The following is a 14,271-nucleotide window of genomic DNA, read 5'->3' as shown; positions in this document are numbered from 1 at the left end:
GTCGCGTGCGAGGACACGCGGCGCACGCGCGTGCTGCTCGACCGCCACGGCATCCGCGCGGGCGCGCTGGTCTCCTACCACGAGCACAACGAGCGCGCGCGGGCGGCCGAGCTGGTGGCGCGCATCCGCGAAGGGGCGGTGGTCGCGCTGGTCTCGGACGCCGGGACGCCGGGGGTCAGCGACCCGGGCTACGTCGTCATCGGGGCGTGCGTCGAAGCCGGGCTGCCCGTCGAGGTGCTGCCCGGGGCCAGCGCGGTGACGGCCGCGGTCGTCGCGTCGGGGCTGCCCGCCGAGCGGTGGACGTTCGCCGGGTTCCTGCCCCGGCGGGCGGGCGAGCTCGCGCGCGTGTGGGAGTCGGAGGACACGGTGGTGGCCTTCGAGTCGCCGCGCCGGCTCGCGGCGTCGCTGGCGTCGCTGGCGGCGGCGGACCCGGAGCGGCCGGTGGCGGTGTGCCGGGAGCTGACCAAGCTGCACGAGGAGGTCGTGCGCGGGACGGCTGGTGAGCTGGCGGCGCGGTACGCGGCCGAGGATCCGCGCGGCGAGATCGTGGTCGTCGTCGGCGGTGCGCCGGCCGAGGCGATCGACCTGGCGCCGGCGCTGGACGCGCTGGCGCGGCTGGTCGACGCGGGGGCGAAGGCACGGCCGGCGGCGGGTGTGATCGCCGACCTCACCGGCGTGCCGGCCAACGCCTTGTACAAGGCGCTGCTCGAGCGCTGAGCTCGCGCGGCCGGGCGTCCATCGTGGCGCTCGCTGGCCCCTAGCGGCCAACGTTAAGGGGTCAGACCCTTAAGAACGTGTTCGCGCGGATCGGTTGCGGGTCTGCGACATGTTCGTGCCGATCTGGTGACGGCGGGGAGGATGCGGTGTGGCCGGGCATACGGTGGCGCCATGTCTCGTGTGGTGGTGCTCGTGCTCGTTGTTGCCGTCGCGGCCTTGGATGCCGGTGCGGCGTTCGGTGCGTCGGGGCGCTGGCGGGCGCCCCTGCCGGGCGCCGTGCTCAGCGGCGCCTTCACCTTTGACCGTGCGGCGCCCTATGCGCGCGGTGTGCGCCGCGGCATCGACCTGCGGGGTGTGCCGGAAGCCCGGGTGCTCGCGGCGTGTGCCGGCACCGTGACCCATGCCGGTCGCGTGCCCCGATGGGGGCGCGGCGTCAGTCTGCGCTGTGGCGGGCTGGTCGCCACCGAGTTGGGGCTGGCCTCGGCCGCGGTGGCCCGCGGCGCGCGGGTCTGGCCGGGCGCCGTCGTCGGCCGGCTGGCGCCAGGGGGCCTGCTGCGGCTCGGCGCCCGGCGGGTGGGCGATCGCCAGGGCTACGTGGACCCGCTGGAGCTGCTCGGCCATAGTGACCGCTCCGCACCACCACCGATCGCTCCGCGCCGTCGGCCGGCCGCACGACCGCGGCCACGCGTCGCCCCACCGGCCATGCTCGCTGCGACCCGTCCGGCGGCCACCGCGCCGTCTCACACGGCGGCCCTTCCGTGGCTTGGCTGGGCCGGCGTCGCGCTGCTCGCCGTCGGTGCGGGAGGCGGCGACGTGGCGCGACGGCGACACCGCCGTCGGAGGCGCACCGGGATGGCGCTCGCGCAGCGGTAGCGTTAGGCCCAGATGTCCTTCTACATCACGACGCCCATCTACTACGTCAACGCGGCGCCCCACCTCGGGCACGCATACACGACGATCGCCGCGGACGTGATGGCGCGCCACATGCGCCAGCGCGGTGAGGACGTCTTCTTCCTCACGGGGACCGACGAGCACGGCGAGCCCGTCGCCCTTGCGGCCGAGGCCGCCGGCGTCACCCCGCGTGAGTTGGCCGACAAGAACGCCGAGCGCTTCAAGGCGCTCGCGCCGCTGCTCAACGCCACCAACGACTTCTTCATCCGAACCTCCGATCCTGAGCACGTCAAGGCGGTGCAGGACGTCCTGACCAAGGTGAAGGACAACGGCTACGTCGAGCTTGGCACCTATCAGGGCTGGTACTGCCCGCGCTGTGCCGACTTCAAGTCCGAGCAGGAGATCGTCGACGGCAACCGCTGTCCGATCCACCTGATCGAGCTCACCTGGGAGGAGGAGGAGAACTACTTCTTCAAGTTGTCGCTGTTGCAGGAGCGCCTCGAGCAGCTCTACGCCGACAACCCGGGCTTCATCACCCCGTCCTCGCGCTACAACGAGGCGTTGTCCTTCATCAAGGGCGGGTTGAATGACGTCTCGCTCACGCGCGGCAAGCTGACGTGGGGCGTGCCGGTCCCGTGGGACGAGAGCCACGTGTTCTACGTGTGGTTCGACGCCTTGTTGAACTACTACACCGCGCTGACCTACGCCCGTCCCGGCGAGGACCTGCGCGAGGAGTTCTGGCCGGCGAGCTACCACCTGATCGCCAAGGACATCCTCAAGTTCCACTGCGTCTTCTGGCCGGCGCTGCTGATGGCCGCCGACCTGCCGCTGCCCGAGCACGTCTTCGTCCACGGCTACCTCCTGATGGAGGGCCACAAGATGTCCAAGTCGCTGGGCAATGTCCTGGATCCGTTCGCGGTCATCGAGACCTACGGTGCCGACGCGTTGCGCTTCTACCTGCTGCGCGACGTCAGCTTCGGACAGGACGGGGCGGTCTCAACCGCCGACTTCGAGAAGCGCTACGAGTCCGAGTTGGCCAACGACTTCGGCAACCTCGCCAGCCGCACGATCAAGATGGTCCTGCGCTACCGCGACGGCGCCGTGCCGCAGGTCGACCTCGATCCGACGGTCGTCGCGGAGTTCGAGGGGCTCAATGAGCGCGTCTGCGAGCTGGTCGGTCGTGCCGAGCTGACGCCTGCCCTGGAGGAGATCTGGGTGCGCGTCCGCCGGCTGAATGCCTACGTTGGCGACCAGGAGCCGTGGAAGATGGCCAAGGAGGAGGGGCGTGCCGCCGAGCTTGATCAGACGCTCGCGACGCTCGTCGAGGGCCTGCGTGTGCTGACGGTCCTGCTGCACGCCTGGATTCCGGACCGCGCGGGCATCCTGCTGCAGGCGCTCGGGGCACCCGAGATCGCGGGCGATACGGCCCCGGCCCTCGCAATCGACGGCGCCCGCCTCGGCGCCGCGGTGCCCACGCAGGTCGCCGACCTCGACCCGCTCTTCCCCAAGCAGCAGCAGCCCCCGAAGGCCGCTTGATCGACGCTCACACCCATCTGGATTCCTGCGGGGCGGGCGGGGGACCGAGTCCTGCGGAGCTGGTCTCCGCGGCGACGCGCGCCGGCGTCAACCGGATCCTCACCATCGGGCAGGACGGCGCGACCGGTCGCGCCGCGTTGGCTGCCGCCGATGCGTTCCCGCAGGTCTTTGCTGCGATCGGCCACCACCCCAACAAGGCGACGGGCTTCGACGACGGCCATCTCGCAGAGCTGCAGGCGCTCGCTTCCCACGAGCGCTGCCGGGCCATCGGCGAGACCGGCCTGGACTTCTTTCGCGACTACGCGCCGCGCGCCGATCAGGAGCGCGCCTTCCATGCGCAGATCCAGCTCGCGCGCGACACCGACAAGCCGCTGGTCATCCACACCCGCGCGGCCGAGGACGACACGATCGCCACCCTGCGCTCGCGCGCTGACGGACTCAGCGTGATCCTGCACTGCTTCTCGATGCCCGAGCGGCTCGACGAGTGTCTGGCCGAGGGTTGGTGGATCTCGTTTGCCGGCAACGTCACCTACCCCAAGAACGAGGACTTGGCCGCCGCGGCGGCGCGCGTGCCCGACGACAAGCTGCTCGTCGAGACCGACGCGCCGTATCTCACCCCGCAGCCGATGCGCAAGGAGCGCAACCAGCCGGCCTACGTCACCGAGACGGCGCACTTCGTCGCGCAGCAGCGCGGGCAGACCTACACGGAGCTCGAGGCGATCGTCGAGCGCAACGCGGCGACGCTCTTTCGATGGTGAGCGATCCACCGTCATCCGACCTCCCGGCGCAGCCGAGCCTGCGCCGCATGCGCGCCTTCGACGTGCGGCCCAAGCGCGATCTCGGCCAGAACTTCCTGATCGACTCCAACATCCTGGGGGTCATCGAGCGGGCGGCGGAGCTGGCGCCCGATGACGTCGCGCTCGAGATCGGCGGTGGGCTCGGCGTGCTGTCCGAGCATCTCGCGCAGCGCACCGCGCACACCCACGTCATCGAGCTCGACCGCTCGCTGGAGCCCGCGCTGCGCGACGCGCTCGCGCCCCATCCCAACACGACGCTGCACCTCGGCGACGCGCTGCACCTCGACCTCGCCGCGTTGCACCCCGCGCCGACCAAGGTGGTGGCCAACCTGCCCTACGGGATCGCGGCGACGGCGATCTTGCGGACGGTCTTCGAGCTGCCGTCGGTCACTCGCTGGGTCGCGATGGTGCAAAAGGAGGTGGGGGAGCGCTTCGCCGCGCAGGCCGGGACGTCGGCCTACGGCGTGCCGAGCGTGCTGGCCCAGCTCGCGTGCGATGTCCGCGTCCACCGCTCCGTCGCGCGCACCGTCTTTCACCCGGTGCCCAACGTCGACTCGGTGCTCGTCGTGTTGGAACGCACCGGCGACGCACCGTCGCCCAAGCTGCGGTCGCTGGTTCACGGCGCGTTTGCCCATCGGCGAAAAACCCTGGCCAAGTCCTTGCAGTTGCACACCGGCGACAAGGCGCTTGGCGAACGCGCCCGGGCGGCGTTGGCCGAGCTCGGACTGCCCGAGGATGCCCGCGCGGAGCGGCTGACCCCCGAGCAGTTCCGCGGGCTCGGAGCGCGGATCGCGCCATGAGGCTCGAGACCCGCGCGCCGGGCAAGATCAACGTCTGCCTCTTCCTCGGTCCGACCCGCGCCGACGGCCGCCACGAGTTGGTGTCGATCATGCAGTCGGTCACGCTCGCCGATCGTCTGCGGCTGGAGGACGGCGACGGCGCCGACGCTGTCGATTGCCCCGGTGTTGACGGCGTCAACCTCGTCGCGACCGCCATCGCCGCGTTCCGCGAGACGACCGGCTGGCGCGGTGACCCGGTGCGCATCAGCATCGACAAGCGGATCCCCGTCGCGGCCGGCATGGCCGGCGGCTCGGCCGACGCGGGCGCCGCGCTGCGGTTGCTCGCCCGCGCGTCGGGCATCGAGGATCGGGATGCGCTGCACGCGATCGCCGCCGACCTCGGCGCTGACGTGCCCGCGCAGGTCAAGCCTGGCCGGGTGCTGGCGACCGGTGCCGGTGAGCAGATCGAGCGTGTGCCGGGCGTTGCGCGCTACGGCGTCCTCGTCGTGCCCGCCGACGGGCCGCTGCTGACCGCCGACGTCTTCCGCGAGGCCGACCGCCTCGGCCTGCCGCGCTCGGCCAAGAAGCTCGCCGCGGCGCTGGACGCCGTTCGCGACGGCCTTCCCGATCTGCCCGACGAGCTGTGCGTCAACGAGCTCGAGCCCGCAGCGCTCTCGCTACGCCCCGAGCTCGGCGAGACGCTCGCGCGCGTCCGCGCGGCGGGTGCCGACGTCGCGATGGTCAGCGGCAGCGGCCCCACCGTGCTCGGGCTCTTCCACAACGTCAAGGCGGCGAAGGCCGCCCGCGAGCACTTCCCGGGCTCGAAGGTCGCCAAGCCGATCGGCCCGCACGGCGGCGAGGTTCTAGCCGCATGACGATCCAATCCCGTAGACGCCAGCGCGTCATGCGGTCAGCTGCATGAAGCCGGGCCCGCTCGTCGCCGCGGTCCTTCTGGCCGCGTTCCTCATCGTTCGCCGACGCAAGCTCGAGCCGACGCTTCTGATCGGCGGCGCGATCGCCGTCGTCGGGCTGCTCGTCTACGGCTCCGGGGTCGTCGCCCTGCCGAACTTCAAGAAGATCGTCGAGGACGCCGGCAACACCCTCGGCAACTGGACCTACCTCGTCGTCGGCGTCATGGCGTTCTTCGAGACCGGCGCCTTCGTCGGGCTGATCGCACCGGGCGAGACGTTCTTGATCTTCGGCGGCGTCGTGGCCGGCCAGGGAACGATCTCGCTCGTCGCGCTGATCGCGATCGTCTGGACCTGCGCGGTCCTCGGCGACCTCGCGTCGTTCTTCGCGGGTCGCAGGCTCGGGCGCGCGTTCCTGATCAAGCACGGGCCGAAGGTGCAGATCACCGAGGAGCGCATCCACCAGGTCGAAGGCTTCTTCGACCGCCATGGCGGCAAGGCGATCTTCCTGGGTCGCTTCGTCGGGCTGGTCCGCGCCGTCAACCCGTTCTTGGCGGGATCTTCCGGGATGCCGCTCAAGCGCTTCCTGCCCTACGACATCGTCGGCGCCGGCGCCTGGGCGACGATGCTGCTGGTCCTCGGCTACGTCTTCTGGCAGAGCTTCGATCGCGTCCTGCACTACGCCGAGCAAGGGACGCTCGCGCTCGGGACGACGATCGTCGTCATCGCCGTCGGCGTCTGGCTCTACCGCCACTTCCGCCACAAGGAGCACCGCGACGCCGCGATGGCGTGGCTCGACACGCAGCTCGACCGCCCGGCGCTGCGCCCGCTGGCGCGAGTGCTGCGCCCGCTCGGACGCTGGGCTCGCGGCCCGTTGACGTTCTTCTGGAACCGGATCACGCCCGGTGAGCTCGGCCTCGAGCTGACGACGCTGCTGGCCATCGCCGCCGTCGGGTCCTTCGCCTTCGCGGCCAACGCGATCACGCTGCGCGACAAGGCGCTCGTCACCGGCGACCGCACCGCGTTCACCTGGGCCGACAAGATCCGCAGCGGCACGCTCGACGACCTCGCCCGCGCCGTGACGCACCTCGGCAGCTTCCCGGTCGTGGCCGCGGCCACCGCGCTGACCGTCGTCGTCCTGGTGATGCGCCGGCGGACCACCGAAGCGGTGGCGCTGGTCGCCGGCCTCGCGCTCACCTGGATCGGCGTCCACATCGCCAAGGCCGCCGTCGACCGGCCGCGCCCCACTGGTTCGCTGGTCGACACCGCCGGCCAGAGCTACCCGTCGGCGCATGCGGCCTACGCGCTCGCGTGGGTCGGGATCGCGCTCGTCCTCACCCGCACGTTGCCCGGCTTGGCCCGCACGACGGCGGCGATCGTCGCCGGGATCGTGCTCGCCGTCGTGATCGGCCTGACGCGCGTCTACCTGCGCGCCCACTACCTCTCCGACGTCGTTGGCGGGGCCGGCCTGGCGGCGGCGATCTTCGCCGTGGCGGGCATGGTGGGGCTGGTCGTCGTCCACCTTCGGCACAATGGGCGCCGCGCGTGAGCAACACCGAGGTCACCTATCTCGTCGGGGCGTGCTGCACCGTCTTCGCCCTCGCCGCCTACGTGGCGTTCATCCTGGTCCCTGCCTGGACGGCGTACTCGCGCGTCTGGCAGCGCATGGCCGCCGCTGTCCTCAGCCTCTACGTCCTGGCCGCGTTCGTGGCGCTCGGCGTCGCGGGTGGCGCGGCGATCGTCTGGTTCTGGGATCGCATCGGGGTTTAGGCCCCACCGGCCCGACCCTGGCCACTTCGGTGGCTCTTCACGTGCAGGGATGCTGCAAATTGGTTCGGGGCCGTAAACTCTGAGCCATGTCCAGCCCGGCTCCGAGGACGCCGGCCGGAATCGACCTCGAGGCCCTGGATGCCGTCACCGACGCTGTCGAGTCCGGTGCGGGCCTCCCCGAGGTGATCCGCGCGTCCGCTCGCGCGCTCGACGACGCGAGCCTGGCGCTGACCGACCGGTCCGGCGCGGTCCTCGCCGTGGCGGCGCGGTCGCCGGCTGATGAGCGCGGGCTGCTGGGTGACGGCGCCGGGGTCGAGATCCACGACCTCCGCGTCGCCGACGAGCAAGTCGGTCAGCTCCGCGTGCGGTCGCGCTCCGATGGCGACGCGCCATCCCCGATGGTCCTGCGGCTGATCCTGACGCTCGTCGCCTCGGAGGTGCAGCGCCTGCGCGCCCCCGCCCGGGCGTCGGAGCTGGCTGTCGCCGAGTTCCTGCACGACCTGCTGGGGCGTCGTGTCGTCGCGTCTGAGGAGATCGTCGCGCGCGCCGCGGAGCTCGGCGTCGACCTCAGCGCCGGCGCGGCCATCGTCGTCGTGCGCGCCCAGCTCCACGTGCCCACTGAGGAGGGCTGGCGCGAGCGCGTCGTCACCGTCGCCGAGCGCGGGGCGCGCGCCGCGGTGCCCACGGCCGTCGCGGCCTCCTCCGGGCGGGCGGGGGGCGAGGTCATCGGCTCTGAAGTGGTGGTCCTCGTGCCCAGCGACGATGCCGCTGCCGCCGAGCGCGTCGGCGAGAGCGTGCTGCGCGAGCTCGGCGCCTCGCTGCCGGGCCACAGCTTCGCGCTGGGACGCAGCCGCTTCGCCGCCGATCCGGCCGACCTTCCGCGCGCTGGCAACGAGGCGCTGCTGGCCGCCAACGTCGCCGAGGGCGACACCACCGGTGAGGACGGCCCGCGCGTCATGGCCTTCGACGACACCGGCGCCTACCGGCTGCTGCTGTCGGCGATGAGCGAGGACCCGGCCGAGCTGCAGCGCTTCTACGCCGAGACGATCGAGCCGCTCGTCGCCTACGACGAGCAGTACGAGACCGATCTCGTCATCACCGTCGAGGCGTTCCTCGACGCCGACGGCAACGTCGCGGGCACCGCCCAGCGGCTCTTCACGCACCGCCACACGATCCGCTATCGGCTCGAGCGCGTGCGCGAGCTGTCAGGCCTCGACGTCGGCTCGACCGACGGCCGCGAGAAGCTCAGCCTCGGGCTGAAGGCGATGCGGGTCCTCGGGATCGCCGCGCGCGGCGGCCCGGCCAGCGAGCAGGGCGCCGGCGGAGGCCGCGTGCCGCGTCGTACCTAGAGGATTGGGGAGGTTTGCGCCGGTGCGCTCTAGCGTCTACGCGCCAAGTCTGAGAGGCTGTTGGGGCCAGACAGGCCAGAACGGCTGAAGTCCCCGGAATTCCGACCGGACATGGGGTGCAGACCCCACTTGAGGACTTGGTGTCGGCGGCCGAAACCTAGATTGTGAGAGGGAGCATGTCCCTCCCTCGCTCCCTCTGATGAAGCATCGCACCCACGATCACCTCTTTGCCGCTGCTGGTCTTACGGCCGCGTTGTCGCTGATCGGCACCGGCGCGACCGTGCTCAAGGGTTCGGTCTTTCACTTCGACCACTGGCCGCTGGTGGCCGGTGACTCGGCGCGGCGCCTCGATCTCCCCACGGCGCCGATCGCCGCGCAGACGCCTGCGGCGCAGAGCGTGCGCCAGGCGCTGCTGGCCGGTGCAACGCGCGTTGGCGGCACCGCGGCGCTGCTGCCAGGCCTCGGTGGCCCGTCGGGCATCGCCGCGATCGGCATCACGATTCCCGCCGGAGCGGTATCCGGCGGCACGGGGACCGACGGTGCGCTCGCCGGCACGGGCTCGGGCAACCCCGCCGGCACGGTCGCCGGCGCGACCCGCGACGGCTTTGGCTTCTCCCTCGGCTCGGCGCCGAGCGGCTCGGTCGACGGCACGCGCGACCCCGCAACGTCGACGGGCGCCACCGGCAGCATCCGCTCCGGGTCCGGCGTCGACACCGACGGCGACGGCATTCCGGACGCGTGGGAGAGCGACCACGGCGCGCCCGTCGCGCCTGCCGATCCCACCACGACCGGCGGCAACACCTCCGCCCGCGACACCACCGCGCCGTCGGCGTTCACGGCTGATCCGCCGGTGGCACCGACGCTGGACCCTGTGCCGGTCACCCCGGCCCCCGTGCCGGAGCCGATCCCGCCCGTCGATACGACGCCGGTGCCGACCGACCCGACGCCGGTCCCGCCCGTCGACCCTGCGCCCGCCGATCCGGCGCCGTCCTCAGATCCCGCCCCGGCCGATCCTGCTCCGCCCGTTGACCCTGCGCCCGCCGATCCGGCGCCCGCTGATCCTGCCCCGGCCGATCCTGCGCCTGCCGATCCTGCTCCGCCCGTCGACTCGGCGCCCGCCGACCCGGCACCGGCCGATCCTGCGCCTGCCGATCCGGCACCGCCGGCCGATCCAGCGCCCGCCGATCCTGCACCACCCGCCGATCCTCCGCCAGCTGACCCGGCTCCGGCCGATCCCGCGCCGGCCGATCCGGCCCCGCCGGCCGATCCTGCGCCGGCCGCCAACTCGGCGCCGGCGGACCCGGCGCCTGCCGCCGATCCTGCGCCGGCCGCAGCGCAGAGCACGCCGGCGGCGGCCAACGCCGCGATCCCGTCCAGCGCGCAGTAGCTCGTCTGTAACCCCGCAGGAGCTCGTCTGTAACCCCCGCAGGAATTCCTCTGTAACCGCGCAAGAGCGTCGCCGTAGGATCCCGGTCCATGCGGATCGGGATCATCACCGGCTCGGGCACCTACGCGCTGCCGGATTTCGCTGACGCGCACGCCGTCGAGGTCGCGACCGAGTTCGGCCCAGCGACGATCACCGAGGGGCGCTTTGCCGGCGTCGACGTCCTGCACGTCTCGCGCCATCTCGCCGGCCATCGTCGGCTGTCGCACCAGGTCACCCACCAGGCCAACATCGCCGCGCTGCGCGATCGCGGCGTCGACGCGATCCTCGCCGTCACGGTCTGTGGCGCGGTCGACCCGACGGTCCCGCTCGGTTCGCTGATCGTCTTCGACGATCTGCATTTCCTCGTGAACCGGCTGGCCGACGGCTCGATCTGCACGCTGCACACCGAGCCCGGCCGCGCCGGTCGTGGCCACTGGATCTTCGAGCAGCCCTTCCACGCCGGCCTGCGCGCCGCGCTGCTGGTGGGGGCGGCCGAAGCCGGCCTGGAGGCCCGCGACGGCGGCTGCTACGGCCACGTCGACGGCCCGCGCTTCAACACCAAGGCCGAGATCCGGACGCTCGCCGCCGCCGGCGTGACGGCGGTCAGCCAGACCGCAGGCCCGGAGACGGTGCTGGCCGGCGAGGCCGAGATCCCGTTCGCGCTGCTCGGCTACGCGACCGATTACGCCAACGGTGTGGTCGACGAGCTGGCGCCGGTGGAGGATCTGGTGGCTCTCGTCGAGGCCAGCCCGCAGGCGTTCGCGGCGACGCTCGCCGCCGCGCTGCCGCACGTCGCGCACACAGACCTGACGCCGGTGGGGTCGCATTTCCGCTTCGACTGAGCCGGTGCCGCTGGCGATCGTCCTCGACACGCTCGCCGCGCCGACCGAGCCGGCACTGCGCGCGTGGCTGGGGCCCGACGCCGACGACGCGCTGCGGGCCGCGCTGCGCGAGCACGCCCTCGACTGGGCGCGTGCCGCGGGCGACGGCGCCGAGCCGCTCCAGCTGGCGACCGCCGACGAGGTGCCCGACGCGGTCGCAGGCCACGACGGCCCGCTCTTGCTCGTGGCGCCTGACGTCCCCGCGCTCTCGGCCGTCCACCTCGCCGCCGTCCGCGACGATCTCGCCGATGGCGTCCTGCTCAGCAGCGCGGCGACCGGCGACGGCACGCCGTTCCTGATCGCGCTCTCGCACCCGACCCCGGAGCTGCTCGCGCTCGTCGGCGCGCCCTTCAACGACATCCTCGCCACCGCGGCGCGGCTCGACGGCACGCTCGGCATGCTGCGCGCCGAACGGCGCCTGTCCTCGGTCGGCGACGCCCGCGCCCTCGAGGTCGACCCGATCACCCCACCAGACCTCCGCGCGCTGCTCACACCGGCGAGCTGAGCGTCGGCCCAGACGCATCACCGTGGCACGAGACGAACATACGTTCGTCCTCGGACGGAAGGTTGGGGGACGAGGATTTGAACCCCGGACTCTGGGACCAAAACCCAGCGTGTTAGCCGCCTACACCATCCCCCAACGGGATGTTCGAAACCTATTCTGCCGTACGCACGGCCGGAACTCGCTTTCTCCCTCTAGCCTTCCGCCCCGTGACCTCCTTCAGCGCCGTCGTGATGGCCGCCGGACAGGGGACGCGGATGCGTTCCGCGACACCCAAGGTCCTGCATGAGATCTGCGGAAGGCCGATGGTCGCGTGGCCGGTGCTCGCCGCGCAGGAGGCCGGGGCGGAGCGGATCGTGGTCGTGTCCTCGCCGAGCGTGGATCTCACCACGGCGCTCCCGGACGGCACGCGGACCGCGACCCAGCCGATCTCCGATGGCACCGGCGGCGCCGTCCTCGCCGCGCTGCCCGAGGTCGCCCCCGGGTTGCCGGTCGTCGTCCTCTCGGGCGACGTGCCGCTGGTGTCCTCCCAAGCGATCCAGGAGCTCGTTGACGCGCACGTCGCCTCCGGCGCTGCGGCGACGATGGCGACCACCGTCCTCGACGACGCCAGCGGCTACGGCCGCGTCGTGCGCGACCAGACCACCGGCCACGTCGTGCGCGTCGTCGAGACCAAGGCCCCCGGCGACGCGACGCCGGAGGAGCTCGAGATCCGGGAGATCAACACCGGGATCTTCTGCTTCGACCACGTCGCGCTGGCTGACGCGCTGCCGCGTGTCGGCACCGACAACGCCCAAGGTGAGAAATACCTGCCGGACGCCCTGACGGTTCTCAGAGACCAGGGCGACGTCGTCGCCGCCTACGTCGTCGATGACCACGCGCTCGTGCTCGGCATCAACGACCGCGTCGCGCTCGCCGACATCACCGCGCTCGCCCAGCGCCGGATCCTCGAGGACCACATGCGCGCCGGGGTGACGATCATCGACCCCGCCTCGACCCGCATCGACGCCGGGATCACGATCGGCCAGGACACGACGATCGAGCCCGGCACGACCATCAAGGGCGCGACCACGATCGGTGAGCGCTGCTCCATCAAGTGCTCGTATCTCGACGGCGCGACGATCGAGGATGGCGTCTCCGTCGGCCCCTTCGCCTACCTGCGCCCGGGCACCCGCCTGCGCACCAACGCCAAGGCCGGCACCTTCGTCGAGATCAAGAACTCCGACATCGGCGAGGGCTCCAAGGTCCCGCACCTGAGCTACATCGGCGACGCCGACATCGGCCCCGACAGCAACCTCGGCGCTGCCACGATCACCGCCAACTACGACAGCAAGTCCAAGACCAAGTCCAAGACGACGATCGGCGCCGGCGTCAAGACCGGCGTGGACACGACGCTGGTCGCGCCGGTGTCGCTCGGCGACGGCGCTTACACTGCCGCGGGGTCGGTCGTCACGCAGGACGTGCCGGCCCGTGCGCTCGCCGTCGCGCGTGCGCGGCAGCACAACATCGAGGGCTACGCGGACCGCGAGTAAGAGAAGGACCGGGACACCAGGTGAGCACCAGCATCCAGTTGCCGCTCAACGCGTCGGGCCAGACGATTACGATGGTCGATGACGTGAGCACCCCGCGGACGATGCCCGTGGCCACGAGCCTCCCGATCGACTACGACAAGCGGCTGATGCTGTTCTCGGGGCGCGCGAACCCCGAGCTCGCGGCCAAGATCGGGTCGAAGCTCGGCGTGGACCTCGGGCCGATCACCCTCAAGACCTTCAAGAGCGGCGAGGTCTACTGCCGCTATGAGGAGTCGATCCGCGGCGCGGACGTCTTCCTCATCCAGCCGATGTGCGGCAACCCGGAGACGGGCATCTCCACCAACGACGCGCTGATGGAGCTGCTGGTCATGATCGATGCCGCGATCGGCGCCTCGGCGCATCGCGTCATCGCCGTCACGCCGTGGTATGGCTACAGCCGCCAGGACAAGAAGAGCGCCCCGCGTGAGCCGATCAGCGCCCGGCTCGTCGCCCGCATGATCGAGGCGGCCGGCGCCGACCGCGTCCTGACGATGGATCTCCACGCCGGCCAGGTCCAGGGCTTCTTCAACATCCCGGTCGACCACATGACCGCGCTGATGATGCTCACCCAGCACTTCGACGACCTGCACCTCAACGATCTCGTCGTCGTCGCGCCGGACGCCGGCCGCGTGAAGTTGAACAAGAAGTTCGCCTCGAAGATCGGCGCCGAGCTGGCGATCCTCGACAAGGAGCGCCCGGCCCAGCAGGTCGCCGAGATCGGCTACGTGATCGGCGACGTCAAGGGCAAGACCGCGGTGATCGTCGACGACATGATCGACACCGCCGGAACGCTGAAGGCGGCCGCGCACACGGTCCTCGACGAGGGCGCCTCCCGCGTCTTCGCCGCCGCGACGCACCCGGTCTTCAGCGGCAACGCCTATGAGAACCTCGAGGCTGCTGGCTTCGAGAAGATCGTCGTCACCGACACGATCCCGCTGCGGCCCGGCGCGCCGGAGAACATCCAGGTGCTGTCCTGCGCCGACCTGCTGACGGACTCGATCCGCCGGATCTTCACCGACGACTCGGTGTCTGAGGTCTTCGGCGGAGAGAACCAGCTCTTCTAATGCGCGACCGCCGTCGGCTCTCCGCTGCGGGCGGAGAGAACCAGCTCTTCTGAGGATCTGCTGACCTCCACCGCCGCCGC

Annotated in this window: 14 protein-coding genes and 1 tRNA gene; 14 read left to right on the top strand and 1 reads right to left on the bottom strand. The window is 71.7% G+C overall.

Features of this window, described 5'->3' with window-relative positions; all coding sequences use genetic code 11:
* From rsmI to VGO10_RS12250, 12 genes are all read left to right on the top strand, one after another.
* Positions 1-717 (top strand): 16S rRNA (cytidine(1402)-2'-O)-methyltransferase (rsmI, locus tag VGO10_RS12305; RefSeq protein ID WP_327468677.1); only part of this gene is annotated, 717 nt, incomplete at its 5' end.
* A 171-nt stretch (positions 718-888) separates the two neighbouring features.
* Complete coding sequence (locus VGO10_RS12300) at positions 889-1,590, top strand: M23 family metallopeptidase (RefSeq protein ID WP_327468675.1); 702 nt, start codon at positions 889-891, stop codon at positions 1,588-1,590.
* 12 nt (positions 1,591-1,602) lie between these two features.
* Positions 1,603-3,144, top strand: coding sequence for a methionine--tRNA ligase (gene metG, locus VGO10_RS12295; protein WP_327468673.1), 1,542 nt, complete (start codon positions 1,603-1,605; stop codon positions 3,142-3,144).
* On the top strand, positions 3,141-3,902 hold the full coding sequence (locus VGO10_RS12290; protein ID WP_327468671.1) for a TatD family hydrolase: 762 nt from the start codon (positions 3,141-3,143) through the stop codon (positions 3,900-3,902). The genes metG and VGO10_RS12290 overlap by 4 nt, the downstream gene beginning before the upstream one ends.
* The gene (gene rsmA, locus VGO10_RS12285; protein ID WP_327468669.1) at positions 3,896-4,741 is read left to right on the top strand and encodes a 16S rRNA (adenine(1518)-N(6)/adenine(1519)-N(6))-dimethyltransferase RsmA; all 846 of its coding nucleotides are present in this window, start codon (positions 3,896-3,898) and stop codon (positions 4,739-4,741) included. Before VGO10_RS12290 ends, rsmA begins: the two co-directional genes overlap by 7 nt.
* Complete coding sequence (locus VGO10_RS12280) at positions 4,738-5,595, top strand: hypothetical protein (RefSeq protein ID WP_327468667.1); 858 nt, start codon at positions 4,738-4,740, stop codon at positions 5,593-5,595. The genes rsmA and VGO10_RS12280 overlap by 4 nt, the downstream gene beginning before the upstream one ends.
* 43 nt (positions 5,596-5,638) lie before the next feature.
* Complete coding sequence (locus tag VGO10_RS12275) at positions 5,639-7,177, top strand: bifunctional DedA family/phosphatase PAP2 family protein (RefSeq protein ID WP_327468665.1); 1,539 nt, start codon at positions 5,639-5,641, stop codon at positions 7,175-7,177.
* A complete protein-coding gene (locus tag VGO10_RS12270) occupies positions 7,174-7,398 on the top strand; it encodes a hypothetical protein (protein WP_327468663.1) in 225 nt (74 codons plus the stop codon). The genes VGO10_RS12275 and VGO10_RS12270 overlap by 4 nt, the downstream gene beginning before the upstream one ends.
* 86 nt (positions 7,399-7,484) lie before the next feature.
* The gene (locus VGO10_RS12265; RefSeq protein WP_327468661.1) at positions 7,485-8,747 is read left to right on the top strand and encodes a PucR family transcriptional regulator; all 1,263 of its coding nucleotides are present in this window, start codon (positions 7,485-7,487) and stop codon (positions 8,745-8,747) included.
* Positions 8,748-8,946: 199 nt separating this feature from the next.
* Entirely contained in the window at positions 8,947-10,134 is a 1,188-nt protein-coding gene (locus VGO10_RS12260; protein ID WP_327468659.1) for a hypothetical protein, read from the top strand.
* An 89-nt stretch (positions 10,135-10,223) separates the two neighbouring features.
* The gene (locus tag VGO10_RS12255; protein ID WP_327468657.1) at positions 10,224-11,015 is read left to right on the top strand and encodes an MTAP family purine nucleoside phosphorylase; all 792 of its coding nucleotides are present in this window, start codon (positions 10,224-10,226) and stop codon (positions 11,013-11,015) included.
* Positions 11,016-11,019: 4 nt separating this feature from the next.
* The gene (locus VGO10_RS12250) at positions 11,020-11,559 is read left to right on the top strand and encodes a hypothetical protein (protein ID WP_327468655.1); all 540 of its coding nucleotides are present in this window, start codon (positions 11,020-11,022) and stop codon (positions 11,557-11,559) included.
* A gap of 62 nt (positions 11,560-11,621) precedes the next feature.
* Here VGO10_RS12250 and VGO10_RS12245 read toward each other — a convergent pair.
* Positions 11,622-11,694, bottom strand: a tRNA-Gln gene (locus tag VGO10_RS12245).
* Positions 11,695-11,765: 71 nt separating this feature from the next.
* Between VGO10_RS12245 and glmU the strand changes: the two genes are divergently transcribed.
* Positions 11,766-13,088: a bifunctional UDP-N-acetylglucosamine diphosphorylase/glucosamine-1-phosphate N-acetyltransferase GlmU gene (gene glmU, locus VGO10_RS12240; protein ID WP_327468653.1), complete on the top strand. Its 1,323-nt coding sequence runs from the start codon at positions 11,766-11,768 to the stop codon at positions 13,086-13,088.
* A gap of 125 nt (positions 13,089-13,213) precedes the next feature.
* The gene (locus tag VGO10_RS12235) at positions 13,214-14,191 is read left to right on the top strand and encodes a ribose-phosphate pyrophosphokinase (protein WP_349258942.1); all 978 of its coding nucleotides are present in this window, start codon (positions 13,214-13,216) and stop codon (positions 14,189-14,191) included.
* The last annotated feature ends 80 nt before the right edge of the window (positions 14,192-14,271 follow it).

The organism is Baekduia sp. (genome assembly GCF_035996765.1).
Classification (GTDB): domain Bacteria; phylum Actinomycetota; class Thermoleophilia; order Solirubrobacterales; family Solirubrobacteraceae; genus Baekduia.
The sequence above is the reverse complement of the archived record's forward strand: the minus strand, read 5'-3'. Positions and strand labels throughout refer to the sequence as shown.

Coding starts and splice junctions, on each gene's coding strand:
- metG (WP_327468673.1), top strand. CDS start 1,603: ATGTCCTTCTACATCACGACGCCCATCTACTACGTCAACGCGGCGCCC.
- VGO10_RS12265 (WP_327468661.1), top strand. CDS start 7,485: ATGTCCAGCCCGGCTCCGAGGACGCCGGCCGGAATCGACCTCGAGGCC.
- VGO10_RS12280 (WP_327468667.1), top strand. CDS start 4,738: ATGAGGCTCGAGACCCGCGCGCCGGGCAAGATCAACGTCTGCCTCTTC.
- VGO10_RS12300 (WP_327468675.1), top strand. CDS start 889: ATGTCTCGTGTGGTGGTGCTCGTGCTCGTTGTTGCCGTCGCGGCCTTG.
- VGO10_RS12255 (WP_327468657.1), top strand. CDS start 10,224: ATGCGGATCGGGATCATCACCGGCTCGGGCACCTACGCGCTGCCGGAT.
- rsmA (WP_327468669.1), top strand. CDS start 3,896: ATGGTGAGCGATCCACCGTCATCCGACCTCCCGGCGCAGCCGAGCCTG.
- VGO10_RS12275 (WP_327468665.1), top strand. CDS start 5,639: ATGAAGCCGGGCCCGCTCGTCGCCGCGGTCCTTCTGGCCGCGTTCCTC.
- VGO10_RS12260 (WP_327468659.1), top strand. CDS start 8,947: ATGAAGCATCGCACCCACGATCACCTCTTTGCCGCTGCTGGTCTTACG.